Below are 23,916 nucleotides of genomic sequence, written 5' to 3'. Positions count from 1 at the left end.
CGACACGCATCCCCGACCGGGCCGCGGGTCCCGGCCGGCCGGGACCATGGTCCCGACGGCTTGTGAACATAGTCACAAGCGGCCTGTTTTCAGCACTTCGCGTCATCTCCGGCCCCTCCGATGGGGCAGATTGGGCTCTGGCGCCGAAGTGCGACGGCCCTCCCCGGACCACCGCGACCGACGTCAGCCCAGCACCTCCCCCAGAAGCCCGCCGACCCCGTCGGCCCCCCGAGGAGCGCACGTGGAAGCCCTGGATCTCGCCCGGTGGCAGTTCGCCATCACGACCGTCTACCACTTCATCTTCGTCCCGCTGACGATCGGGCTGTCACCCCTGGTCGCGATCATGCAGACGGCCTGGGTGCGCACCGGCAACGAGCGGTGGCTGCGCCTGACCAAGTTCTTCGGCAAGCTCCTGCTCATCAACTTCGCGCTCGGCGTCGTGACCGGCATCGTGCAGGAGTTCCAGTTCGGCATGAACTGGAGCGAGTACTCGCGCTTCGTCGGCGACGTGTTCGGCGCCCCGCTCGCCATGGAGGCGCTCGCCGCGTTCTTCATCGAGTCGACGTTCCTCGGCCTGTGGATCTTCGGGTGGGACCGCCTCAACAAGAAGGTGCACCTCGCGTGCATCTGGGCCGTGGCCATCGCGACCAACCTCTCCGCGTTCTTCATCCTCGCCGCGAACTCGTGGATGCAGCACCCGGTCGGCGCGGTCTACAACCCCGAGACCGGGCGCGCCGAGATGAACGACATCGGCGCCGTCCTCACGAACAACACCCTCTGGGCCGCGTTCCCGCACCAGATCACGGCGACCTTCCTCACGGCGGGGACGTTCGTCACGGGCATCGCCGCCTGGTGGATGGTCCGGCTCGTGCGCACCCGCAAGGCGGAGCCCGTCGAGCTCGCGCGCGACGTCTACCGCCCGGCCGTCACGCTCGGCGTCGTCGCCATGCTCGTCGGCGGGCTCGGGGTCGCCGTCTCCGGCGACATCCAGGGCAAGATCATGTACGAGCAGCAGCCCGGCAAGATGTCCTCCGCCGAGGCGCTGTGCCAGGGGCAGGAGGGCGCCGCGTTCTCCATCCTCACGATCGGCGACCTGTCGAACTCGTGCGAGAACGTCACGCACCTCATCGAGATCCCCGGCCTCGCGTCGTACCTCGGCACGGGCCACTTCTCCGGGCCGGAGAGCTACCTGCCCGGCGTCGAGGACGTCCAGGAGCAGATGACCGAGCGCTACGGCGACGTCACCGCGGCCGGTGACCCGGTCACGTACACGCCGAACCTCGCCATGACCTACTGGTCCTTCCGGCTCATGATCGGCATGGCCGCGGGCTCGGTGCTCCTCGCCCTCATGGCGCTGTGGCTCACGCGCAAGGGCCGCGTCACCGACAACGTGTGGTTCGCGCGCGTCGGCCTCGTCGCCATCCCCATGCCGTTCCTCGCGAACTCCTTCGGCTGGATCTTCACCGAGATGGGCCGCCAGCCGTGGGTCGTCGCCCCGAACCCGACGGGCATCGACCAGATCCGGCTGCTCACCGAGCGGGGCGTGTCCACCGTGGTGAGCCCCGGCGTCGTGCTCACGTCGATGATCGTCTTCACGCTCGTCTACGGGGCGCTGGCCGCGGTCTGGTTCACGCTCATGCGGCGCTACGCGATCGAGGGCGTCCCGCTCACGGTCCGCGACGAGTCCCCGGAGGCCCAGGAGCCGCCGGACGAGGGCTCCGAGGCCGCCGACCGTCCGCTGTCCTTCGCGTACTGACGCGCCCGGACCCGTCCAGAATCTCAGGAGGACACCGCCGTGGATCTCGCCGTCGTCTGGTTCGTGCTCATCGCGGTCCTGTGGACCGGCTACCTCGTGCTCGAGGGCTTCGACTTCGGGGTCGGCATGCTGCTGTCGATCCTGCCGCGCGGGGACAAGGAGCACCGGGAGAAGGAGCGCCGCGTCCTCATCAACTCCATCGGGCCCGTCTGGGACGGGAACGAGGTGTGGCTGCTCACCGCGGGCGGCGCGACGTTCGCCGCCTTCCCCGAGTGGTACGCGACCCTCTTCTCCGGCTTCTACCTGCCGCTCCTGCTCATCCTCGTCGCGCTCATCGTGCGCGGTGTGGCGTTCGAGTACCGCGGCAAGATCCGCGACGAGGGCTGGGCACGGCGCTGCGACGTCGCGATCCAGGTCGGGTCGTGGGTCCCCGCCGTGCTGTGGGGCGTCGCGTTCGCCAACCTCGTGCGCGGCGTGCAGCTCGACGCCGACCACCAGTTCGTCGGCGGCTTCTTCTCGCTCCTGTCACCCTTCGCGCTCCTGGGCGGCCTCGTCACGCTGAGCCTGTTCCTGCTGCACGGCTCGGTGTTCGTCGCGCTCAAGACCGACGGCGAGATCCGCGCCCGCGCGCGCCGGCACGCCTCGGTCTTCGGCGTCGCCGCGCTCGTGCTCGCCGGTGGCTGGGCCGTCTGGGCCCAGGTCGCGTACTCGGTGCCCTGGACGTGGGCCGCCGTCGTGCTCGCCGCCGGCGGTCTCGTCGCGGCGCTCGTCGCCAACCGGCGCGGCGCCGAGGGCTGGGCCTTCACCGCGTCGGCCGCGACGATCGTCGCGGCGGTCGTGCTCATCTTCGGCTCGATGTACCCCGACGTCATGCCCGCCGTCGACCCGGCCAACTCGCTGACCGTGCACAACGCGTCGTCGACCGACTACACGCTCACCGTGATGACGTGGGTCGCGGTGATCCTCACGCCGCTCGTCATCGCCTACCAGTCGTGGACGTACTGGGTGTTCCGCCGCCGCCTGTCGACCAAGGACATCCCCGCGCCCGCCGGCCTGTCGCTCAAGAAGGTCCGCGAGGCTGCGTTCGGCGGGGCGTCCTCGGGCGGCTCGACCGGCCGCGGCCTGACCGACGGCGGGGGAACCGGCTCGTGAAGCCGCTCGACCCGCGGCTCCTGCGCCACGCGCGGGCCGCGCGAGGATACGTCGTCCTGACGGCGGTGCTGGGGTTCGCCACCGCGGCCCTCGTCGTCGCCCAGGCGGTCGTGCTCGCGTCGGTCCTCGCGCCGGCGATCCAGGGGACGGCCGACCTGGCCGACCTCGGGCCGCGGGTCGGGCTGCTCGGCGCCGTCGTCGCGGCCCGCGCCGCGACCTCCTGGGCGCAGGAGCGGTTCGCGCTGCGCGCCGCGACGCGCACCGTCGCCGAGCTCCGCGAGCAGGTCGTCACGCACGCCGTGGCCCTCGGCCCTCGGTGGCTGGCGTCGGGCCGCGGCCCCGAGGTCGCGACCCTCGCGACGCGCGGGCTCGACGCCCTCGAGCCGTACATGGTGCGGTACCTGCCGCAGCTCCTGCTCGCCGCGACGGTCACGCCGGCCACGCTCGCCGTCGTGCTCGGCCTCGACTGGGTCTCCGCCGTGGTCATCGCCGTGACGATTCCGCTCGTGCCGCTCTTCATGGTGCTCGTCGGACGGCTCACCGCCGGGACGTCGGAGCGGCGCCTCGTCGTCATGCAGCGGCTCGGCGCGCAGGTGCTCGACCTGCTCGCCGGTCTGCCGACGCTCCTCGCGTTCGGTCGCGCGCGCGGCCCCGAGCGGCGCGTGCGCGCGCTCGGCGAGGCCAACCGCCGCGCCACGATGGGCACGCTGCGCGTCGCGTTCCTCTCCGGCATGGTGCTCGAGCTCCTCACGACCCTGTCCGTGGCGGTCGTCGCCGTCGGCGTCGGGCTGCGCCTCGTGCACGGCGGCATGGAGCTCGAGCCCGCGCTCGCGGTGCTCGTGCTCGCGCCCGAGGTCTACCTGCCGCTGCGCCAGGTCGGCCTCCACTTCCACGCCTCGACCGACGGCATGGCCGCGGCGGAGCAGGCGTTCGCGGTGCTCGACGAGGAGGCTCCCGAGCCCGGTACCACCCCGGCGCCCGCGCTCGCCGGCAGCACGCTCGCCCTGCGCGGCGTGAGCGTCCGCGCCGGGGATCGTGACGTGCTCGCGCCCGCCGACCTCGATCTCGAGCTCCGGCTCGGCACGTCCGGGCGCGTCGTGGCCCTCACCGGTCCCAGCGGAGCGGGCAAGACGACGACGGCGCTCGTCCTCCTCGGCCTCGTCCGCCCCGACCGGGGCACGGTCTCCCTGACCGCTCCGGGCGCCGGGCCGCTCGACCTCGCCGACGTCGACCCGGCGTCGTTCTGGGCCCAGGTCGCCTGGCTCCCCCAGCGGCCCGTGCTCGCACCCGGCCGGCTGCGCGACGTCGTCGCCGACGGCCTGGACGTCACGGACGCCGACCTCGACCGTGCGGCCCGCACCGCCGGCCTCGACGCCGTGCTCGCCACGCTGCCCTCGGGCTGGGACACCGAGGTCGGGCGCGGCGGCGTCGGGCTGAGCGTCGGTCAGCGCCAGCGCGTCGCGCTCGCCGCGGCCCTGCTCGGCGACCCCGCGCGCGTCCCGCTCGTCGTGCTCGACGAGCCGACCGCCCACCTCGACGCCCGCGGCGAGCAGGTGGTGCTCGACGCCGTGCGGACGTTCCGCGACCAGGGCCGCACCGTCGTCGTCGTGGCCCACCGCGCCTCGCTCGTGCGCGCGGCCGACGACGTCGTCGAGGTCCGCTCCGCGCCCCTGACGGTCACGCCCCCACGCGCCGCCGGGGACGCGGAGGCATCGGTCCGGCTCGCAGCGGCGAGCGGGCCCGCCGAAGGGAGGCACCCGTGACCGGACCTCGTGCGCGCCTCGCGGCCGACCCGCTGTGGCGCGCGGTCGGGCTGCTCGACGTGCGCTGGGGCCGCGTGGTGTGGGCCGTCGTGCTGGGCACGCTCTCGCTCGGGAGCGCCGTCGGTCTCGCGGCCGTCGCCGCGTGGCTCATCGCCCGGGCCTCGCAGATGCCGCCCGTCCTCACGCTCTCCGTCGCGGTCGTCGGCGTCCGCGCGTTCGGCATCTCGCGCGGGGTGTTCCGCTACCTCGAGCGCCTCGCCTCGCACGACGTCGCGCTGCGCGGCATGGCGTCCCTGCGCGCCAACCTCTACACCGCCCTGGCGGAGGGGTCGCCGGGCGCGCTCGTCGGGCTGCGGCGCGGCGACCTGCTCGCCCGGGTCGGCGCGGACGTCGACGCGGTGGGCGACGTCGTCGTGCGCGCGCTCGTCCCGGCAGGCGTCGCGCTCGTGATCTCCGTGGGGTCCGTGGTCCTCGTCGGGGCGTTCCTGCCCGCCGCGGGCGTCGCCCTCGCGCTGTGCCTGCTCCTCGCCGCGGTCGTCGCGCCGTGGCTCTCCGCACGGTCGGCCCGCGAGGTCGAGGCGCGCGGCGCGACAACACGCGCGGCGATGACCGCGACGACGCTCGAGATCCTCGAGCAGTCCGGCCCGCTCGCCGTCTCGGGTCGGCTCGGCGCGCGCCTCGACGACCTGCGCGCGACCGACCGGGCCCTCGCCCGCGTCACCGACGACGGCGCCCGCCCCGCCGGGGCGGCCGCCGGGATCGCCGCGCTCGCCGTCGGCCTCGCGGTGCTCGCGTCGCTCCTGCTCGGCATCCCGGCGGTCACGGCCGGGACGCTCGCGCCGGTGGAGCTGTTGGTGATCGTGCTCACGCCGCTCGCGGTGTTCGAGGCCGCGAGCACGCTGCCCGCCGCCGCCGTGCAGCTCCACCGCTCGCGCCAGGCCGCGGCACGGGTGGTCGGTCTGCTCGCCGGCTCGGCCGACGACGACGCCACGGCCTCGTCGGGGCGCACCCCGGCGGGCGCCGGGGCGACGCTCGTGCTCGACGACGTCACGGCCGGCTGGCCGGGGGCTCGGCGCGCCGTCGTGGCGGGCGCGGACCTCGACCTCCGGCCCGGGCGCGCGGTCGCCGTCGTCGGACCGTCGGGCGTCGGCAAGACGACGCTGCTCGCGACCGCCGCGGGCCTCGTCCCGGCGCTCGCGGGCCGGGTGTCGCTCGACGGGTCGCGGATCGGCGACCTGTCGCGGGAGGGCGCGGCGCGCGGCGTCGTCCTCGTCGCCGAGGACGGGCACGTCTTCGACACGACGGTGCTGGAGAACCTGCGCGTCGCGCGGGGCGACGTCACGGCGGAGGAGGCCGTGGCGACGCTGCACGACGTCGGCCTGGACGCCTGGCTCGCCGCGCTGCCGGACGGTGTCGAGACGTTGCTCGGCCCGGACGCCACCACGGTCTCCGGCGGCGAGCGCCGTCGTCTGCTCGTCGCGCGGGCGCTCCTGTCCTCCGCGCCGCTGCTCCTGCTCGACGAGCCGTCCGAGCACCTCGACGCGGCCGGCGCCGACGCGCTCGTGCGGCACCTCGTCGCGACGACGCGCGGGCCGGCCGGGGCGGGCCGGCGTGGCGTCGTCCTCGCGACGCACCGGCTCAGCGCGCTCGAGTGCGTCGACGAGGTGCTGCTCCTCGGTGTCCCCGAGAGCACCGACGATGCTCCGGCGCGGGTCGTCGCGCGCGGGACGCACGCCGAGCTGCTCGCGCTCCCGGCCTACCGGTGGGCGCTCGACCAGGAGACGCCCGCGCCGCGGTAGAGGCAGATCGACGACGTGACCCCGCGGGCCGACCGACGGCGCGCGGAGGCGGCTCGCCGGAACATCGCCCCTGTCCCCCGGGCCTCTCGCGTCTGCGGAACCGCAGGTGACGGGGCCCGAGCGGCACCTGAGCCGCACGGTGGTACGTTCGCGAGGCGGCCCGTCCCGCGCCGGGCAGGTCGCGACCGCGACGGACGACCCCCGGGAGCAGCGTTGAAGATCCTCGTGCCCAGCACCATCGCCCTCGACGTGCGCGGAGGCCCGGGCGACGAGGTCGTCGGCTACGACGCCGCGACGCCGCTCCGCCCCGAGGACGCCGACGCGGAGGTGCTCGTGGCGTGGGCGAACAACCCCGCGAACCTCGCGGACGCCGCCGCGCGGCTCACGCGCCTGCGCTGGGTCCAGACGCTCGCGGCGGGCCCGGACGCGGTGCTGGCCGCCGGGTTCGGTCCCGAGGTGACGATCACGTCGGGTCGGTCCCTGCACGACGGACCGGTCGCCGAGCACGCGCTCGCGCTCGTCCTCGCGGCGGTGCGGCGGCTCGACGTGCTCGGGGCGGCGCAGCGCGAGCACCGGTGGGACACCGTCGTGAACCGCGCGCAGGCCGACCCGGCCACCGCGCCGCGGTACACGATCGACGGCGCGCGGGTCACGATCTGGGGGTTCGGCTCGATCGCGGCGCGCCTCGCGCCGCTGCTCGCGGCCCTGGGCGCCGAGGTGACGGGCGTCGCGAGCAGCCGCGGCGAGCGCCACGGCTTCCGCGTCGTGACCGACGACGACCTCCCGGACGTCCTCGCGACGACCGACGTGCTCGTCTCCCTGCTCCCGGCGCTCGACGCGACCCGCCACGCGTTCGACGCCGCCCGGATCGACCAGCTCCCCGACCACGCGGTGTTCGTCAACGTCGGGCGCGGCGCCACGGTCGACGAGGACGCGCTCGTCGCGGCACTGCGCGAGGGCCGCCTGGGCGGCGCCGCGCTGGACGTCACCGAGACCGAGCCCCTGCCCGCGTCGTCACCCCTGTGGGACGCCCCTCGGCTGATCCTCACGCCGCACGTCGCGGGCAACCGCCCGCAGCGCGCGTCGGACCTCGTGAACGCCAACCTCGACGCCCTCCGCGCGGGCCGCGAGCTCCGCAACGTCGTCCCCCGCTGACCCGCTGAGTGCAGGAGGGTCACCAGCGGCCGTTGCGCGGGCGCGGCTGGCAGCGGGGGCACGTGTAGGACGAGCGGTTCATGAACTCGTCGCGGCGCACCGGCGTGCCGCACCGCGGGCACGGCTCGCCCTCCTGTCCGTACACGGCGAGCGAGCGCGAGAAGTACCCGGACTGCCCGTTGACGTTGACGTAGAGCGCGTCGAAGCTCGTGCCGCCCTGGGCGAGCGCCTCCGTCATGACCTCGGCGGCGGCGTCGAGCAGGCGGTGCGCCTCCGGCCGGCGCAGCGTGTCGGTGGCGCGGGCGAAGTGCAGCCGGGCGCGCCAGAGCGCCTCGTCGGCGTAGATGTTGCCGACCCCGGACACGACGGTCTGGTCGAGCAGCGCGCGCTTCACCCCCGTCCGACGACGGCGGATCGCGTCGACCACGTCGTCGCGCCGCAGCGACGGGTCGAGCAGATCACGGCCGATGTGCGCGACCGGGCCGGGGACGGCGGCGAGGTCGGACCCGAGACCGCCGGGCGCGCCGTCGGGCGTGGGCAACAGGTCCTGGACGGACAGGTGCCCGAAGGTGCGCTGGTCGACGAAGTCGAGCGCGAGCGCACCCGCGGGGCCCACGCCGTCGGGCTCGAGCACGAGCCGCACGCGCAGGTGGGGCGACCTCTCGCCCAGCCCCGGCCCCGAGCGCACGAGGAGCTGGCCGGACATCCCGAGGTGCGCGAGCAGCGCGGCCGCGGGGCCGACGTCGGACCCGTCCGTCGGCCCGGCCGGCGTCAGCGGGAGCCAGAGGAACTTGCCGCGGCGCACCGCGGCGTCGAGCCGTTGGCCGAGGAGCTGGTCGCGGAAGTCGCCCGGGCCGCCGTCGTGGCGCCGCACGCTGTAGTCGCGCAGCACCTCGACGTCGACGACCCGGGCACCCAGCACGTGGCGGGCGAGGCCGTCGCGGACGGTCTCGACCTCGGGCAGCTCAGGCACCCGCGTCCTCGACGGCCTCCGCCGTGGCCCTCGGGCGCTCGTCGGACGACGGCGTCTGCGCGCGCTCGGCCGCGAGGGCGCGGTAGGCGCGTTCGGCGGCCTCCTGCTCGGCGTACTTCTTCGCGGTGCCGCTGCCGGTTCCGTAGAGCCGGCCGTCGAGGTGCACGTACGACGTGAAGACGCGCGCGTGGTCCGGCCCGACGGCGTCGCTCGAGTAGGAGGGCGCACTCAGTCCTGCAGCGGCGGCGGCCTCCTGGAGCGACGTCTTCCAGTCGAGCCCGGCGCCCAGGCCGGCCGCCGCGGACAGCGTCGGCTCGACGAGCTCGAGCACGAGGCCGCGCGCGGGCTCGAGCCCGTGGCTCAGGTAGACCGCGCCGATGATCGCCTCGACGGTGTCGGACAGGATCGAGTCCTTGTCGTTGCCGCGCGTGCGGATCTCGCCCTTGCCGAGGAGCACGTACTGCCCGAGGCCGAGCCGGCGCGCGATCGCGGCGAGCGACTTCTGCGACACGGTCGCGGCGCGCATCTTGGCGAGCTCGCCCTCCGACAGGTCGGGGTGGCGGCGGTAGAGGGTCTCCGTGACGACGAGGCCCAGGACGGTGTCACCGAGGAACTCGAGACGCTCGTTCGTGGGGATGCCGCCGTTCTCGTGCGCGAACGACCGGTGCGTGAGCGCAAGCACGAGAAGCTCGGGATCCAGATGGACCCCGAGCTTCTCGAGAAGACCGGATGCCGGTGCAGCCGGTGCCACGCGCCTCAGCCTGCGTGCTCGGTGCGCAGCGCCTCGGCGTACTGGCGGCCCTTGTAGGTACCGCACGTCGGGCACGCCGCGTGCGACAGCTTGTCGCCCTTGCACTGCGGGCAGGTGGTGAGGTTCGCGGCGGTCGTCTTCCACTGCGAACGACGCGCACGGGTGTTGCTGCGCGACATCTTGCGCTTCGGAACAGCCACGGCTAGCTCTCTTTCGTCTCGTCGGACACGTTCGAGGTGTCGAACATGCTCTCCAGCGCCGACCAGCGAGGGTCGACAAGTTCGTGTGCGTGCCCCGGGTCGTCCGCCAGACGCGCCCCGCACTCGGAGCACAGCCCCGGGCAGTCCGCTCGGCACACCGGACTGAATGGTAGTGCAGTGACGACCGAATCCCGTAGCGCGGGCTCGACGTCGGCGAGGTCGCCGTCGAGCTCGTAGACGTCCTCCGCGTCCTCGAGGTCGTCGCCCGACTCCTCGGCCGCCTTCGCGCGCTCCGGGTAGGCGTAGAGCTCGCCGAGCTCGACCGTGACGTCCTCGTGGACCGTGTCGAGGCAGCGCACGCACTCCCCGACCGCGCGGCCCGTCACCGTCCCCGAGACCAGCACGCCCTCCATGACCGCCTCGAGGCGCAGGTCGAGCTCGAGCTCGCTGCCCTCGGGGATGCCGATCACGGCGGTCCCGAGGTCGGCCGGCGCAGGGACGGTCCGGCGGACCGTCAGCATGCTCCCGGGTCGCCGACCGAGCTCGTGCGTGTCGAGCACGAGCGGCGACGTCTTCTCGGCGGTGATCGCGGGCTCCAGGATCGCCAGGCCGCGGGCGTGGGTGCCCACGGACGGATGGTCAACGGTGGTCGGGGGCCGACGGCCGCTCGACGGCGACTGCCAGGCACAGGCCGACGCGTGACGCGCCGAGCCAAACATCGATCTTACGTCACGCGACGGCTCGACCGCCACCTGCCCCGGCCCGCCGTCGTGCTGGACCTGGCGCGGAGGCGATCTCGGCCCGGCGCTCGGTCACGGCACGACCTCAGCGCGCCGCGCGCTCCCGCATCGTCGCCGGGAAGGGCGACTCCTCGGGTTCGCCGACCCGGTCCCCGAGCCGGTCCGCGAGCTTCGCTCGCCCGCCCTGGACCTGGGCGAGGAGCTTGCCGAGGTCGACCTCGAAGTCCGCGAGCCGGCAGTCGCAGTAGTCGTCGGCGTCCCGCCGGAGCGCCGCGGCCTTCTCGTCGGCCTCGTCCACGATCTCCCGGGCCCGCGACTCCGCCTGGACGACGACCTGTTCCGCCTGCACGAGCTCGATGGCACGCGCCCGGGCCGTCGTGAGGATCTCCTCCGCCTGCCGGTGCGCGTCCTCGAGCACGGCGTCCGCCTGGGCGAGCACCTCGTCGGCGTGCGCGAGCTGCTCCGGCAGCGCGCTGCGCAGCTCGTCCACGAGCGCGAGCGCGTCACCCTTGTGCACCAGCACCGACGCCGACATGGGCATCGCGCGCGCCGACTCCACGAGATGCGCGAGGTCGTCGAGGATCGCGTTGAGCCCGACCTGCGCCTCCTGTGTCGCGCGGTCCTCGTGCGTCACCCGTCGGTCCTGCTGCTCGCTCACGTGCCCGGTCCTTCCCGTCGTGCTCACCTGCTGCTCCCCTGCCCTGCCAGCGCCGTACGGACGGCGTCCCCGACCCCCGGCGGGACGAGGTCGTCCACCGGCCCCCCGTGACGCGCGATGTCCTTCACGAGCGACGACGCGACGTGCAGGAGCGCGGCGTCGCCCGCGACGAACACGGTCTCGACGCCGGCCAGGTGCCGGTTCATGAGCGCCATCGGCAGCTCGGCGTCGAAGTCCGCGCCACCGCGCAGCCCCTTGACCACGGCGCCCGCGCCGATCTCCCGGCAGAAGTCCACCAGCAGCCCCGGCACGACCTCCACGCGGACCCCGTCGAGCCCGGCGTCGGCGACCGCCGCGCGGGCCAGCGCGACGCGCTCGTCGACGCTCAGGAGCGCCGACTTCGACGCGTTCCGCGCGACGCCGACGACGACCTCGTCGAAGAGCGCGCGGGCGCGTCGGACGATGTCGAGGTGGCCCAGGGTGATCGGGTCGAACGACCCGGGACAGACGGCTGTGGTCACCTCGTCACGGTAGTACACCAGGCCGCGCGGACCCGGGCGGCACGGCCGGGCGGGCGCGGATCGACGTCGCGCGCGACGATGGTCCGCGTGACCACCCCGGAGGAACCTGCCGTCGTCCCGCTCACGACGCCCGAGCTCCTGCGCTCGCTCCACCGTGACGTGCTCGCGCCGTCGTTCCCGCCCGCGGAGCTCATGGACGAGGACGCGTTCCTCGGCGACCACGCGACCGGACGTCTGCGCAGCCTCGGGGTGGTGGAGGACGGCCGCGTGGTCGCCGGTGTCGTCGGCGAGTGGTTCCCCGACGCGCGCGTCCTCCTCGTGCTCTACCTCGCCATCGCGCCCGGCCGGCGCGGCGGCGGAGTGGGCGGGCGGCTCGTGGCCGCGGCCCTCGCCGCCTGGCGCGCCGTGGACCCGCTCCTCGTCGTCGGAGAGGTCGAGCACCCCGCGCACCATCCCGGCAGCGCGGCGCACGGCGACCCCGTCGCGCGGCTGCGGTTCTACGCCCGGCTCGGCGCCCGCGTCCTCGCGCTCCCCTACTTCCAGCCCGGCGACGGTCCCGGGGGCGAGCGCGTGCCCGCGCTCCTGCTCGTGTCGTTCCCCCTCGGACCGGGCACCGCCGACGCCGTCCCGGCAGCGCCGCTGCGCGCCTTCCTCACGGAGAACCTCCGCGCGAGCGAGGGCACGCTGGCGGACGACCCCGCGACCCGCCGCCTGCTCGACGCCGCGAACGGCGACCGGGTGGCGCTCGTCGACCCGGGCGACCCGGCCGCCCTCGCGACCGTCCCGGTCGGCACGCTCGCCCCATCCGAGTCCCACGCCCCGGCGGCCTGAGCCCTCGGGGCGGGTCGGCGTCGTCGACCATGCCGTCCCGACCGGCCGAGCAGGTGGCGCGTGGGGCTACGTCTCGTCGGGGAGCTCGGGGCCGACGAAGTACACGGTCGTCTCGCCGTAGTCCTTGCGCGCGAGGACCTCCCAGCCGGCCGGCCAGGTCGGTTCCGGGGTCCGGGTCGAGCGCTCGACGACGACGACGGCGGCCGGGTCGAGGACCCCGGGCACCGCGAGGTGGGCGAGGACGCGCTCGAGCGCCTCGGCGGTGACGTCGTACGGCGGGTCGACGAGCACGAGGTGGTACGGGCCGTGGCCTGCGTCCCCGGTGGACGACGCCCCGGACGCCCCACCGACCGCCGTCCGCTGCGTCGCGACGGCGGCGGCCACGCCGGCGACGAACGTCTCGGCGGGCTGGGCGACGACGCGCACGCCGCTGAGGCCCAGGGCGGCGACGTTGCGTCGGGCGACGTCGGCGGCGACCCGGGCGGAGTCGACCAGCGTCACGTCGGCGGCGCCACGGCTCGCCGCCTCCAGGCCGAGCGCGCCCGAGCCCGCGTAGAGGTCGAGGACGCGCGCGCCGTCGACGACGCCGAGGTGCTCGAGCCGGGAGAAGATCGCCTCGCGCACGCGCTCGCTCGTCGGTCGCGTGCCGCGGGGCGGAACCTGCAGAGTGCGCCCGCCGACTGTTCCCGCCACGATCCTCGTCACGCGCCCACCCTACGCAGCCGGTCGACGTCCCCCGTCACGCGCGCTCGAGGAACTCCTCGCGCCGGGGGTCGAGCTGGTCGCGGATCGCGTCGGCGAGCGCGGGGTGGTCGGTCAGCTCGGGGTCCTCCGCAACGACGGCGGCCGCGTCGCTCCGGGCGGTCGCGATGACGTCGGTGTCCTTGACGACGCGCAGGAGCCGCAGGGAGCTCGCGCGCCCGGACTGTGCGGCACCGAGGACGTCCCCCTCGCTGCGCAGCTCGAGGTCGACGGTCGCGAGCTCGAACCCGTCGGTCGTGCGGGCCAGCGTCTCGACACGCGTCGCGGCGGGCGTGCCCGGCTGCGCCGTCGAGACGAGCAGGCACAGCCCCGCCGCGGACCCGCGCCCGACGCGCCCGCGGAGCTGGTGGAGCTGGGAGATGCCGAACCGGTCCGCGTCGAGGACCACCATGACCGTGGCCTCGGGCACGTCCACACCGACCTCGACGACCGTCGTCGAGACGAGCACCTGGACCGCGCCCGACGCGAAGTCGGCCATCACGGCGTCCTTGTCCGCCGGGGCCATCTGCCCGTGCAGCACGCCGACGTCGAGCCCCGCCAGGCGCGGGTGGGCGCGCAGCTCCTCCGCGACCTCGAGCACGGCCCGCAGCGGCGCGCGGTCCGCGGCGTCCGGCGCGTCGGGGTCGAGGAGGAAGTCGGGCACCTCGTCGAAGTCGTCGCTCCCCCGCGGCGGCCCGTCCGCGTCCGGCTCGTCCGGGTGGATTCGCGCGCACACCACGTACGCGCGGTGCCCGGCGTCGACCTCCTCGCGCACGCGCGCCCAGGTGCGCTCCATCCACGCCTCGTTGCCGGCGGGCACGACGTGGGTCGTGATCCCCGCGCGCCCCGCCGGGATCTCGGTGAGCGACGACGTCTCGAGGTCGCCGAACACGGTCATCGCGACGGTGCGCGGGATCGGGGTGGCCGTCATGACGAGCAGGTGCGGGGCCGTCCGCGCCTTGGCCCGCAGCGCGTCGCGCTGCTCGACCCCGAACCGGTGCTGCTCGTCCACGACGACGAGGCCGAGGTCGGCGAACTGCACGGTCTCGGACAGCAGCGCGTGCGTGCCGACGACGATCCCGGCTGCACCGCTCGCGGCGTCCAGGAGCGCCTCCTTGCGCGCGGCGGCGCCGAGCGACCCGGTGAGGAGCGCGACACGCGTCCCGTGCTCCGCGCCGCCGAGGAACCCGCCCTCGGCCAGCGGCCCGAGCAGCGCGCGCAGGGTGCGCGCGTGCTGCGCGGCAAGCACCTCGGTCGGGGCGAGGAGCGCCGCCTGGCCTCCGGCGTCGATCACCTGGAGCATGGCGCGCAGCGCGACGACCGTCTTGCCGGAGCCCACCTCGCCCTGCAGGAGCCGCTGCATGGGGCGCGCGAGCGCGAGGTCCGCCGCGATCTCCTCCCCGACCTCCCGCTGACCCGTCGTGAGCGTGAACGGGAGGGCGGCGTCGAAGTCGGCGAGGAGGCTCGGCTCCCCCGGCTCGCGGGGAGGGCGGGCCGTCGCGGGCTCGGCCGCGGCCCGAGCCCGGCGCTGGGCGAGCGCCGCCTGGAGGACGAACGCCTCCTCGTACCGCAGCCGGTCGCGCCCGCGCCGCCACTGCTTCTCGTCGTAGGGCTCGTGCACGTCGCGCAGCGCCTCGAGCCGCGTCCCGAGCCCGTGCCGCTCGCGGACGGCGTCCGGGAGCGGGTCGGGGACGTCCTCCTCGCGCAGGGGGTCGAGCACCGTGCGCACCGCGGGCTGGATCTTCCAGCTCGGGATGCTCGCGCTCGCGGGGTAGATGGGGATGGGCCGGCTCGCCTCGAGCACGGCGCTCTCGGCGTCCTCGGCGTCGTCGTCGACCCCGATGATCTTGTAGTCCGGGTGCGTGAGCTGGCGCGTACCGCGGTACAGCCCGACGACCCCGGTGAAGAGCCCGTGGCGACCCGGGGCGAGCCGCTGCTCGTGGTAGCGCAGCACGTTGGGGCTCTTGGCGAAGAAGGTGAGCGAGAGCTGCTGCGGGCCGTCGGTGACGACGGCCTCGAGGATCGCCCCGGCACGGTTGCGCATGCGTCGGACCGTCGCGCTGCGGACCTGGGCGACGATCGTCACGTGCTCACCCAGCGCGAGGCCCCCCAGGTCCGTGAGCCGGCCCGGGTCCCCGTACCGCCGCGGGTAGTGCCGCAGGAGGTCCCCGACGGTCTCGAGGCCCAGCTTCGCGAGCGGGCCCGCGCTGCGCGTGCCGACCGCACGGGTCAGCGGCTCGGCCAGTCGGTCGCTCATGCTCGGCCCTCCACGGTGTCGTCGTCCACGGCGTCCGGCCCCTCGACCGCGAGCGTGACGGCACCGCCGTCGCGGCCCGAGCGCAGGAGGACGACCTCCGCACCGGTCCGGGTCGCGCCGGCCGCGAGCGCGTCGACGGCCGGGCGCGGCACGTCGTCGTCGGCCAGGACGGTCACGAGCGCCGGAGTCGGGAGGAGGAGCGGGGAGAGCGCGTCGAGGAGGAGGCGCGCGACCTCCGGCGCAGGGCCGTCCGCCGTGTCCGCCCGGGCGACCCGCACGCCCGCGAGCGCCGACCGGGCCGCCTCGAGCCGGTGGGCGGCGCCCGGCTCCACGAGCTGGGCGGCGGCGAGCGCGACCGCGACGTGCAGGTCGGTCGGTGCCGGCAGCACCTCGAGCGTCTCGACACCGTCGTCGCGCAGCGTCGCCCGGAGCGCGGCGACGGCGTCCTCCGGGAGCTCGGCTCCAGGCAGGAGCGCGACGTGCGTCGCGCGGGCGTCGACGGCGACGCGGTGCAGGGCGGACAGGTCGAGGGGCCGTGGCTCCTCGCGCAGCAGCACGACGGCGCCCGCCCGGGCGAGGTCGGCGACGAGCCCGGGCGCCGCCGTCACCGCGACCAGTCCCGGGCCCTCGGTGGCCGAGTTCGCGACCGGTCCGGTGCCGTGCCCCGTGGCGTCCGGCGCGTGACCGTGCTCGTGGGGCCCGGGAAGGTGCCGGACCCGCACCTGGCGCAGCGCGACGTCGTCCCGCGTCGAGGTCCGCGCGGCGCCCTCGTGGTCGTCCCGCTCAGACCGCACCGTCGCGAGCGCGTCGCGGCCGACCGAGACCGCCGCCATCGGGTCGTCCGTGTGGACGTGCGCCTGCCAGAGACCCGAGCCCCGGTCGCCCGGCCCGCCCACCACGACGACGGAGTCGCCGACCCGTGCGAGCTGCGCTCGGAGCAGCTCGGCGGGGTCCTCGACCAGCCGACCCCCGGCGGGGTGCGCCCCGCCGTCCACGGGGACGTCGACGACGTACATCACCTCGAACTCGCCCCCCTCGTCCCCGGCCTGCGATCCGGTGCCCGACTCCCGGGGCGAGCCCGGGACCGGCACCATGCCCGCCATCATGCCGAGCACCTCCGACACGCCCGTCCCCGCAGCCCCGGCGTCGTCGCGCGCGACCTGCCCGGCGGCCGGTGCGGGGACCGCGACGTCGGCCGCACCCGTGCCGCGCGCGTCGAGCGCCGCGACGAGGGCGCCGAGGACGAGCACCAGACCGAGGGCCCCGGCGTCCAGCACCTGCGCCCGGGCGAGCGCGTCCAGCTCGCCGGTGCTGCGCCGTGCCGCGGCGCGCGCCCCGTCGCGGGCCGCGGAGGCGACGACGACGGGCGAGACCTCGCCCTGCTCCGACGCGGTCGCAGCCGCTCGCGCCGCGGCGTCGGCGGCCGTCAGGATCGTGCCGGGTGCGGGCCGGGCGACCGCCCCGCGCGCGGTGCGGGCGGCGCGGTCGAGGCCCGCGGCGAGCGCCGGCCCGGTGACGGTCCGGTGCTCCGCGAGCTCCAGGGCCAGCCCGCGCAGGTACTCGCTGAGGATGACGCCCGAGTTGCCGCGGGCGCCGACGAGCGCGCCGCGAGCCAGGCGCACGAGCAGGTCGCCGGCACCGCCGGGCGTACCCTCGTCGGGACGGGCCCCCGGTCCGACGTCGGCGGGCAGCGCGCGGACCGCGTCGAGGAGCGTGAGGTACATGTTGGTGCCGGTGTCCGCGTCCGCGACCGGGAAGACGTTCACGCGGTCGAGCGCCTCGCGTGCGGCGCCGAGCGCCCGGACGCCCCCGCGGCCCCACGCGACGACGACGGCGGCGTCGACCACGTCGGCTCCGGGGCTCACGTCGGACCGGCTCCTCGCGCTCGGGGCGACCCGGCCGGGCGGCCTGACGGTCGGACGGCACGGCGGGCCGTCGGGACCACGGTAGTCAACCGTGCGGGCCGTCGAGGCGCACGGCGGGCCACGAGGGGCGGCCGGCGGGTGTGACGAGCACCCGGTTTGAGCTCAGGCCCTCGGATCGGCTACCCTGACGAGGTTGCCCGGGTGCTTCGCGCGCCCTCGACACCGTCGAGGAGCCGCCGAGGAACACCGGGCGCGACACCCTACAGACCATTCAGGACGTCGCCGCTGCGTGCGCGACGTGCACGACGATCAGGAGAAACCGTGGCTGCCAACTGCGACGTCTGCGGCAAGGGCCCGGGCTTCGGGCACAGCATCTCGCACTCCCACATCCGCACGAAGCGCCGCTGGAACCCGAACATCCAGCGTGTGCGCGCCGTGGTCGCGGGGACGCCCAAGCGTCTCAACGTGTGCACCTCCTGCCTCAAGGCCGGGAAGGTCACCCGCCCCGCCTGAGCAATCGCGAGACTCCGCACGAGAGCGTCTGCCGGTCCCGGCAGGCGCTCTCGTCGTCTGTGCGCTGGTCGCGGCGGTGGCTCCCTGGCCACCGGCAGATGCGGAGATCTCCTGGAGATCGGGACAAAGCGGTTTGGTGGATCGCCACCCGGGTGGCAGTCTTTGTGCATGGTGACGGAACTGAGCGAGGTAACCATCCGCCCGGCCGCTCCCGCGGACGCGAGCGCCATCGCGGCCGTGCACATCGCGTCGTGGCGGGGTGCCTACGCGGGCATCGTCCCCGACGAGTACCTGGCCTCGCTCGACCACGACCAGCGCGAGAAGCACTGGGTCCAGAGCCTCGCCACCGCCGGGGCCCGCACCTGGCTCGCCGACGCCGACGGCCGCACGATCGGCTTCGCGACGCTCGGCCCGAGCCGTGACGAGGACGCCGAGCCCGGCGACCTCGAGATCTACGCCATCTACCTCGACCCCGAGTCCTGGGGGCGGGGCGTCGCGCGCGACCTCATGCGGACCATGCTGGGCGAGGTTCGCCCCGGCACGACCGTCACGCTCTGGGTCCTCGAGGACGCGGAGCGCGCGCGCCGCTTCTACCGCCGCCACGGCTTCACGCCCGACGGCGTCGAGCGCCGCGACGACATCGGCGGCAAGGACCTCACCGCGGTGCGCTACCGCCGGAGCTGACCGTCGCGCTCAGGCGCGGAAGTGGTCCCAGCCGGTCGCGCGGCGCGCGACGCGGCCGTCGACCCGGACACCGGGGTCGCCGCACCCCGTACGTCGGACGGTGCCGATCGCGCGGAACCCGTCCGGCAGGTCGACGTCCGCGGGGAACGTCGCGAGCAGCGCGTGGTCCTCGCCTCCCGACAGCACCCAGCCGTCGGCGCGGTCGCCGTCGCTCGCCCCGGCACCGTCCCCGCTCGCGCCGTCGAGCGCCGCGCCCGCCGCGCGCAGCCGGTCGCGGTCCACACCCAGAGCGGCGAGCTCGAGGTCCACGACGACGCCGCTCGCCCGCGCCATCCGGCCCGCGTCCCGCAGCAGCCCGTCGGACACGTCCATCATCGCGGTCGCGCCGGCGTCGGCGGCCGCGGGACCCGCGGCGAGCGGGGGGTCGGGGCGCAGGTGCGCGAGGACGAGCGCGTCGTCGACGTCGGCCCGGTCGGCGTCGAGCAGCGCGAGACCCGCGGCGGACCTCCCGAGCGTCCCGGCGAGGGCCACGACGTCGTCCGGGCGCGCGCCGGAGCGCAGGACGGGCTCGCGGCCCTCGAGGTCGCCGTGGACGGTGACCGCGACGACGACCTGGTCGCCCCCGGACAGGTCCCCGCCGACGACGGCGGCACCCAGCGGCGTGCACGCGTCGGCGAGGCCGCGCGCGAGGCCGATGACCCAGTCGACGGGCAGGTCGCCCGGCATGACGAGCGACACCACGAGCGCCGCGGGGCGCGCGCCCATGGACACGACGTCCGCGAGGTTCTGCACCGCGGCCCGCCAGCCGACGTCGTACCCGGACGACCAGCGCCGGCGGAAGTGCCGGTCCTCGACGAGGACGTCGGTCGACACGACGTAGCGGCCGTCGGGCGCCGCGACGACGGCGCAGTCGTCCCCCGGCCCGACGAGGGTGGTCGGCGCGGTGGGCAGCAGGGGGAAGATCCGGGCGAGGAGCGCCTCCTCGGGCACGTCGCGGACCAGCAGGGGCGTCTCGCTCACGGCGCCACCCTAGTCGTCGCCCGGGCGGTCACGGGCACCCGCCGCGGGCCGCTACGGTGGTCGCGTGCCCGACGTCGTCCCTCCCGCCTCGCCGTCCTCCCGCCACCGCGCGTCCCGGCCTCGCCGCTCGTCGCGGCGTCCCCTGGCCCGCCGGCTCGCCGTGCCCGCGCTCCTCGGCGCGGTCGTCGCGACCGCCGCGTGCGCGCCGCGGATCGGTGTCCCGGTGGCGGACGACGCGCAGAACCCGCTGTGCGCGGACGTCGTGCTCGCGCTGCCCGAGTCGCTGGGCGAGGACCTGCCGAAGGTCGGCACGACGAGCCAGGCCACGGCGGCGTGGGGCGAGCCCGGTGCTGCGGTGACGCTGCGGTGCGGCGTCGAGGTGCCCGGGCCCACGACGACCGCGTGCCAGAGCGTCGAGTCCGAGGGCGGCAGCGTGGACTGGCTCGTCGTCGAGGACGCCGGCACGTGGACGTTCACGACCTACGGTCGCGACCCCGCGGTGCAGGTCGTCGTGCCGCCCGCCGTCACCGAGGGCCACTCGACGTCGTTCATCGCGGACCTCGGCCGCGCGGTCATGGAGGTCCCGCAGACGCGCGCGTGCGTCGGCGTGGCCGACGTGGGGTGAGCCGGGGGCGCGGCCGCGGGTCCGACCGCGGCCGGGCGGTCAGCGCAGGCCGGTGGGCCGCTCGAGCGCGAGCGCGACGAGCTCGTCGATGAGCTCGGGGTAGCTCAGCCCCGACTTCTCCCACATGCGCGGGTACATCGAGAACGGCGTGAAGCCGGGCATCGTGTTGATCTCGTTGACGACGACCTGCTCGTCGGGCGTGACGAAGACGTCGACGCGCGAGAGGCCCTCGGCGCCGACCGCCTCGAACGTGCGGATCGCGATCTCGCGCACGCGCTCGACGAGGTGCTCGGGCAGGTCGGCCGGGCACGACAGCTCGACCCCGGCCTCGTCGAGGTACTTGGCCTCGAAGTCGTAGAAGTCGTGCGCCTCGCCCGTGACGACGATCTCGCCGGGCAGCGACGCGCGCGGACGCGCGCCCCCGCGGCCCCCGAGGACGGCGCACTCGATCTCCCGTCCGACGACGCCCGCCTCGACGATCACCTTGGGGTCGTGCTCCTGCGCGGCGGCGACGGCCGCGGGGAGGTCCGCGAGGTCGTCGACCTTGGAGATGCCGAGGCTCGACCCGGCGCGCGCGGGCTTGACGAAGACGGGCAGGCCGAGAGCCGCCACGGTCTGCGTCCACGCCTCCGGGTCGCGCTCGAACTCGCCCGGGCGGATCACGGTGTACGGCGAGACGGGCAGACCCTCGCCCGCGAGCACGAGCTTCATGAAGTGCTTGTCCATGCCGACGGCGGACGCCAGGACGCCCGCGCCGACGTAGCGGACGTCGGCGAGCTCGAGCATCCCCTGGAGCGTGCCGTCCTCGCCGTACGGGCCGTGCAGCAGCGGGAAGACGACGTCCACCTCGCCGAGCACGCGCGGGACGTCGCCCGGGGTGAGGACGCGCAGCTCCCGCCGCCCGGTCGACAGGGGGAGGATGACCTCCTCGCCCGTCGGCTCGACCTGCGGCAGGCGCCCTTCCGTGATCTCCCAGCGTGCGGGCTCGTCGGCCGCGAGGACCCACTCCCCCGTCGTCGTGATCCCGACGGGGACGACGTCGTAGCGCGACCGGTCGATCGCGCGCAGGACGCCCGCGGCGGTCGCCGCGGAGATGGCGTGCTCACCGGAGCGCCCCCCGAACAGCACGAGGACGCGGGGCTTGCGGGGCGCGCCGGTGGGGTGCTCGTCGGTGGACGGCACGGACCGGTCGGGGCTCTGGCTGGACATCGCGGACGACCCTACCGGACGCCTGCTCGCGTACCCGACGCGTCACCGGGAACGATCCGGGGACGTCCTGCGTTGGGAGTGCCGTGGAAGACACGACTCTCGAGGCCCCCGCGGCCGACGACCCCGACCATAGTCCCGGCCGCACCGGCCCCGGCAGCGAGCGGACGCGCGAACGCGTCCCCGACGACCGGAGGGCGGTGCGGGCACGATGACGACCTTCCTCTCCCTCCTGCTCGGGCTCCTCGTGGTTCTCGCGATCACGGCGGCGACGGCCTACTTCGTCGCCCAGGAGTTCGCCTACATGACCGTCGACCGCTCCCGCCTGGGGGCCAAGGCGGAGGCCGGCGACGAGTCGGCCCGGCGCGCGCTCGCCGTCACCCGGCGCACGTCCTTCGTCCTGTCCGGGGCCCAGCTCGGCATCACCGTGACGGGACTCCTCGTCGGCTACGTGGCCGAGCCCCTCATCGGCGAGTCGCTGGGCACGATGCTCGGCGGCGTCGGCGTCCCCACGGGCGTCGGCGTGGCGGTGGGCACCGTCCTCGCCCTCGTGCTCTCGACGATCGTCCAGATGCTCTTCGGCGAGCTGTTCCCCAAGAACCTCGCCATCGCCCGGCCCGAGCCGCTCGCGAAGGGCCTGGCGCGCTCCACGTCCGCGTACCTCACGGTGTTCGGCTGGCTCATCGCGGTGTTCGACAAGGCGTCCAACGCCCTGCTGCGCCTGCTGAAGATCGAGCCAGTGCACGACGTCGACAACACCGCGACCGCGCGCGACCTCGAGCACATCGTGGCCGACTCGCGTGAGAGCGGGGACCTGCCCGACGAGCTGTCCGTGCTGCTCGACCGCATCCTCGACTTCCCCCAGCAGGACGTCGAGCACGCGATGATCCCCCGCTCGCGCGTCGGCACGGTGCGCCCCGAGGCCACGGTCGCCGAGGTGCGCGAGCTCATGGCCCGCGCGCACACGCGCTACCCGGTGGTCGACGAGACCGACCAGCCGCTCGGCGTCGTCCAGCTCGCCGACGTCCTCGCGACCGACCTGCCCGACGACGCTGCCGTGACCGACCTCATGCGCCCGGCCGTCGTGCTGCCGACGGCGATGACGCTGCCCGACGCGCTCGCGCAGCTCAACTCCACGCGCAACCAGCTCGCGTGCGTCATCGACGAGTACGGCGGTTTCACCGGCGTGCTGACCGTCGAGGACCTCGCCGAGGAGCTCGTGGGCGAGATCACCGACGAGCACGACCCGGAGCAGCCCGTCACGGTCACGGCCGAGGAGGACGGCGTGTGGGTCATGGGCGGCGACGTCCACGTCGACGAGGCGGAGCGCGCGCTCGGCCACGACCTGCCCCGCGGCGACCACGAGACGGTCTCCGGGCTCCTCATCGCCCAGCACGGCGCCCTGCCGCGCGCGGGCGACACGATCGAGGTCCCGCTCCCGGACGACCCGGCCGACCTCGTCCACGACGAGCCCGTGCACCGCACGCTCGTCGTCGACGTCCTGTCGGTCGAGCGGCACGTGCCGCGCCTCGTGCGCGTCCGGCTCGTCGAGCAGCGGGGCGACGCCCCGGCGGACGACGACGCGCACCCCACCACGCACGAGACTGCCCGCCCGACGGACGCAGCGGAGGAGACCCGATGAGCAACCCCTGGGTCGTCGTCGTGGCGACCGTCGCCATCATCGCGCTCAGCGCGTTCTTCGTCGCCGTGGAGTTCGCGCTCCTCGGCGCCAAGCGGCACCGGCTCGAGGACGCCGCGCCGGCGAGCCGCGCGGCGCGCGCCGCGCTGCGCAGCTCGAACGAGCTCACGCTGCTCATGGCCGGTGCGCAGCTCGGCATCACGGCGTGCACGCTCGCGCTGGGCGCCATCACCAAGCCCGCGGTGCACCACTGGCTCACCCCGGTCTTCGAGACCTGGGGCGCACCGCTGTGGGCCGCCGACGTCGCGGGCTTCGTGCTCGCGCTCGTCGTCGTGACGTTCCTCCACCTCGTCATCGGCGAGATGGCGCCCAAGTCCTGGGCGATCGCGCACCCGGAGCGCTCGGCCACCCTGCTGGCGCTGCCGATGCGCGGGTTCATGTGGGCCTTCCGCCCGCTCCTGCGCTGGCTCAACGCGCTCGCGAACCGCTGCGTGCGGGCCGTGGGCGTCGAGCCCGTCGAGAACGTCGAGGGCGGCGGGCAGGACCCCGCGACCCTGCGGCACCTCGTGGAGCACTCGGCGAACGTCGGCGCGCTCGAGGCGTCGTACCGCGTCCAGATCTCGGGCGTCATCGAGCTCGAGACCCTCACGGTCGACGCGCTCGTGCCGGCCGAGGGCCGCCCGACGTCGGTCCCCGCGACGGCCACGGCGGCGGACGTCCGCGCGGCCTCCGCCCGGTCGGGGCACCTGCGCATCCTCGTCCAGAACGGGAGCGTCGTCCCGAAGGTCGTGCACGTGCGCGACACGCTCCTGGAGCCGGACGACCGGCCCGCCGGGGAGCTCGCGCGCCCCGGGTTCGTGCTCGCGTCGGGGACGACCGTGCACGCCGCGCTCGCGCGCATGCGCGAGTCGAGCGAGCAGCTCGCGATCGTCATGGACGGCGAGCGGTTCGTCGGCGTCGTGACGCTCGCCGACGTGCTGCGCCGCATCCTGCCGTCCCCGGAGGAGCCGACGCCGGTGCTCGTCGGCTGACCGGTCCGGCGTACGGTGGAGGAGCCTCGGTGACGC

The 23,916-nt window shown here is 75.4% G+C and carries 22 protein-coding genes; 11 read left to right on the top strand and 11 right to left on the bottom strand.

Translation table 11 applies throughout. The features are described from left to right. The first annotated feature begins 241 nt into the window (after positions 1 to 241). From JN535_RS13800 to JN535_RS13780, 5 genes are all read left to right on the top strand, one after another. Complete coding sequence (locus tag JN535_RS13800) at positions 242 to 1,756, top strand: cytochrome ubiquinol oxidase subunit I (protein ID WP_205206121.1); 1,515 nt, start codon at positions 242 to 244, stop codon at positions 1,754 to 1,756. Positions 1,757 to 1,795: 39 nt separating this feature from the next. Then, positions 1,796 to 2,908 (top strand): cytochrome d ubiquinol oxidase subunit II, encoded by a 1,113-nt coding sequence (cydB, locus tag JN535_RS13795; protein WP_205206120.1) that lies wholly within the window; start codon positions 1,796 to 1,798, stop codon positions 2,906 to 2,908. Next, positions 2,905 to 4,671, top strand: coding sequence for a thiol reductant ABC exporter subunit CydD (gene cydD / locus JN535_RS13790; protein ID WP_205206119.1), 1,767 nt, complete (start codon positions 2,905 to 2,907; stop codon positions 4,669 to 4,671). The genes cydB and cydD overlap by 4 nt, the downstream gene beginning before the upstream one ends. Then, positions 4,668 to 6,470, top strand: a complete 1,803-nt coding sequence (cydC, locus tag JN535_RS13785) for a thiol reductant ABC exporter subunit CydC (RefSeq protein WP_205206118.1) — start codon at positions 4,668 to 4,670, stop codon at positions 6,468 to 6,470. Before cydD ends, cydC begins: the two co-directional genes overlap by 4 nt. A gap of 213 nt (positions 6,471 to 6,683) precedes the next feature. After that, on the top strand, positions 6,684 to 7,625 hold the full coding sequence (locus JN535_RS13780) for an NAD(P)-dependent oxidoreductase (protein WP_205206117.1): 942 nt from the start codon (positions 6,684 to 6,686) through the stop codon (positions 7,623 to 7,625). A gap of 19 nt (positions 7,626 to 7,644) precedes the next feature. Here the strand turns inward: JN535_RS13780 and mutM are convergent, their stop codons facing one another. The 6 genes from mutM to coaD form a co-directional block, all read right to left on the bottom strand. Further along, complete coding sequence (mutM, locus tag JN535_RS13775) at positions 7,645 to 8,598, bottom strand: bifunctional DNA-formamidopyrimidine glycosylase/DNA-(apurinic or apyrimidinic site) lyase (RefSeq protein ID WP_205206116.1); 954 nt, start codon at positions 8,596 to 8,598, stop codon at positions 7,645 to 7,647. Next, positions 8,591 to 9,349 carry a ribonuclease III gene (gene rnc / locus JN535_RS13770; RefSeq protein ID WP_205206115.1) on the bottom strand — a complete coding sequence of 253 codons (759 nt, stop codon included), beginning with the start codon at positions 9,347 to 9,349 and terminating at the stop codon, positions 8,591 to 8,593. The genes mutM and rnc overlap by 8 nt, the downstream gene beginning before the upstream one ends. A gap of 5 nt (positions 9,350 to 9,354) precedes the next feature. After that, positions 9,355 to 9,549: a 50S ribosomal protein L32 gene (gene rpmF, locus JN535_RS13765; protein WP_021482203.1), complete on the bottom strand. Its 195-nt coding sequence runs from the start codon at positions 9,547 to 9,549 to the stop codon at positions 9,355 to 9,357. Positions 9,550 to 9,551: 2 nt separating this feature from the next. After that, positions 9,552 to 10,070, bottom strand: a complete 519-nt coding sequence (locus JN535_RS13760; RefSeq protein WP_240201172.1) for a YceD family protein — start codon at positions 10,068 to 10,070, stop codon at positions 9,552 to 9,554. A 304-nt stretch (positions 10,071 to 10,374) separates the two neighbouring features. After that, positions 10,375 to 10,947: a hypothetical protein gene (locus JN535_RS13755; RefSeq protein ID WP_307868718.1), complete on the bottom strand. Its 573-nt coding sequence runs from the start codon at positions 10,945 to 10,947 to the stop codon at positions 10,375 to 10,377. A gap of 23 nt (positions 10,948 to 10,970) precedes the next feature. Then, a complete protein-coding gene (coaD, locus tag JN535_RS13750) occupies positions 10,971 to 11,468 on the bottom strand; it encodes a pantetheine-phosphate adenylyltransferase (protein WP_205206113.1) in 498 nt (165 codons plus the stop codon). Between the two features lie 87 nt (positions 11,469 to 11,555). Between coaD and JN535_RS13745 the strand changes: the two genes are divergently transcribed. Beyond that, a complete protein-coding gene (locus JN535_RS13745) occupies positions 11,556 to 12,299 on the top strand; it encodes a GNAT family N-acetyltransferase (protein WP_205206112.1) in 744 nt (247 codons plus the stop codon). 66 nt (positions 12,300 to 12,365) lie between these two features. On the opposite strand, the gene rsmD is transcribed toward JN535_RS13745, so the two are convergent. From rsmD to JN535_RS13730, 3 genes are read right to left on the bottom strand one after another with little or no spacing between them, the layout of a single operon-like run. Beyond that, positions 12,366 to 13,004: a 16S rRNA (guanine(966)-N(2))-methyltransferase RsmD gene (gene rsmD, locus JN535_RS13740; RefSeq protein WP_205206111.1), complete on the bottom strand. Its 639-nt coding sequence runs from the start codon at positions 13,002 to 13,004 to the stop codon at positions 12,366 to 12,368. 34 nt (positions 13,005 to 13,038) lie between these two features. Further along, positions 13,039 to 15,297 (bottom strand): ATP-dependent DNA helicase RecG, encoded by a 2,259-nt coding sequence (locus JN535_RS13735; RefSeq protein ID WP_205206110.1) that lies wholly within the window; start codon positions 15,295 to 15,297, stop codon positions 13,039 to 13,041. Next, a complete protein-coding gene (locus JN535_RS13730) occupies positions 15,294 to 17,162 on the bottom strand; it encodes a DAK2 domain-containing protein (protein ID WP_205206109.1) in 1,869 nt (622 codons plus the stop codon). The genes JN535_RS13735 and JN535_RS13730 overlap by 4 nt, the downstream gene beginning before the upstream one ends. A gap of 321 nt (positions 17,163 to 17,483) precedes the next feature. On the opposite strand from JN535_RS13730, the gene rpmB reads away from it, so the two are divergent. Next, positions 17,484 to 17,675, top strand: a complete 192-nt coding sequence (gene rpmB / locus JN535_RS13725) for a 50S ribosomal protein L28 (RefSeq protein WP_024840757.1) — start codon at positions 17,484 to 17,486, stop codon at positions 17,673 to 17,675. 168 nt (positions 17,676 to 17,843) lie between these two features. Further along, complete coding sequence (locus tag JN535_RS13720; RefSeq protein WP_205206108.1) at positions 17,844 to 18,359, top strand: GNAT family N-acetyltransferase; 516 nt, start codon at positions 17,844 to 17,846, stop codon at positions 18,357 to 18,359. Between the two features lie 9 nt (positions 18,360 to 18,368). On the opposite strand, the gene JN535_RS13715 is transcribed toward JN535_RS13720, so the two are convergent. Continuing rightward, positions 18,369 to 19,379: a thiamine-phosphate kinase gene (locus JN535_RS13715; RefSeq protein ID WP_205206107.1), complete on the bottom strand. Its 1,011-nt coding sequence runs from the start codon at positions 19,377 to 19,379 to the stop codon at positions 18,369 to 18,371. Between the two features lie 64 nt (positions 19,380 to 19,443). Here JN535_RS13715 and JN535_RS13710 point away from each other — a divergent pair, with 64 nt between their 5' ends. Beyond that, positions 19,444 to 20,004, top strand: coding sequence for a DUF3515 family protein (locus JN535_RS13710; protein ID WP_307868715.1), 561 nt, complete (start codon positions 19,444 to 19,446; stop codon positions 20,002 to 20,004). 39 nt (positions 20,005 to 20,043) lie between these two features. Here the strand turns inward: JN535_RS13710 and JN535_RS13705 are convergent, their stop codons facing one another. Beyond that, entirely contained in the window at positions 20,044 to 21,213 is a 1,170-nt protein-coding gene (locus tag JN535_RS13705) for a D-alanine--D-alanine ligase family protein (protein ID WP_205206106.1), read from the bottom strand. Positions 21,214 to 21,421: 208 nt separating this feature from the next. On the opposite strand from JN535_RS13705, the gene JN535_RS13700 reads away from it, so the two are divergent. Both JN535_RS13700 and JN535_RS13695 read left to right on the top strand, forming a co-directional pair. Then, a complete protein-coding gene (locus tag JN535_RS13700) occupies positions 21,422 to 22,852 on the top strand; it encodes a hemolysin family protein (protein ID WP_205206105.1) in 1,431 nt (476 codons plus the stop codon). Continuing rightward, complete coding sequence (locus tag JN535_RS13695; RefSeq protein WP_205206104.1) at positions 22,849 to 23,880, top strand: CNNM domain-containing protein; 1,032 nt, start codon at positions 22,849 to 22,851, stop codon at positions 23,878 to 23,880. Before JN535_RS13700 ends, JN535_RS13695 begins: the two co-directional genes overlap by 4 nt. Positions 23,881 to 23,916: the final 36 nt, after the last annotated feature.

Origin of the sequence: Cellulosimicrobium cellulans (assembly GCF_016921195.1) — a bacterium.
In the GTDB taxonomy this organism is placed as follows: Bacteria; Actinomycetota; Actinomycetes; order Actinomycetales; family Cellulomonadaceae; genus Cellulosimicrobium; species Cellulosimicrobium cellulans_F.
Note: the sequence above shows the minus strand (reverse complement) of the source record. Positions and strands in the feature narration are given on the sequence as shown.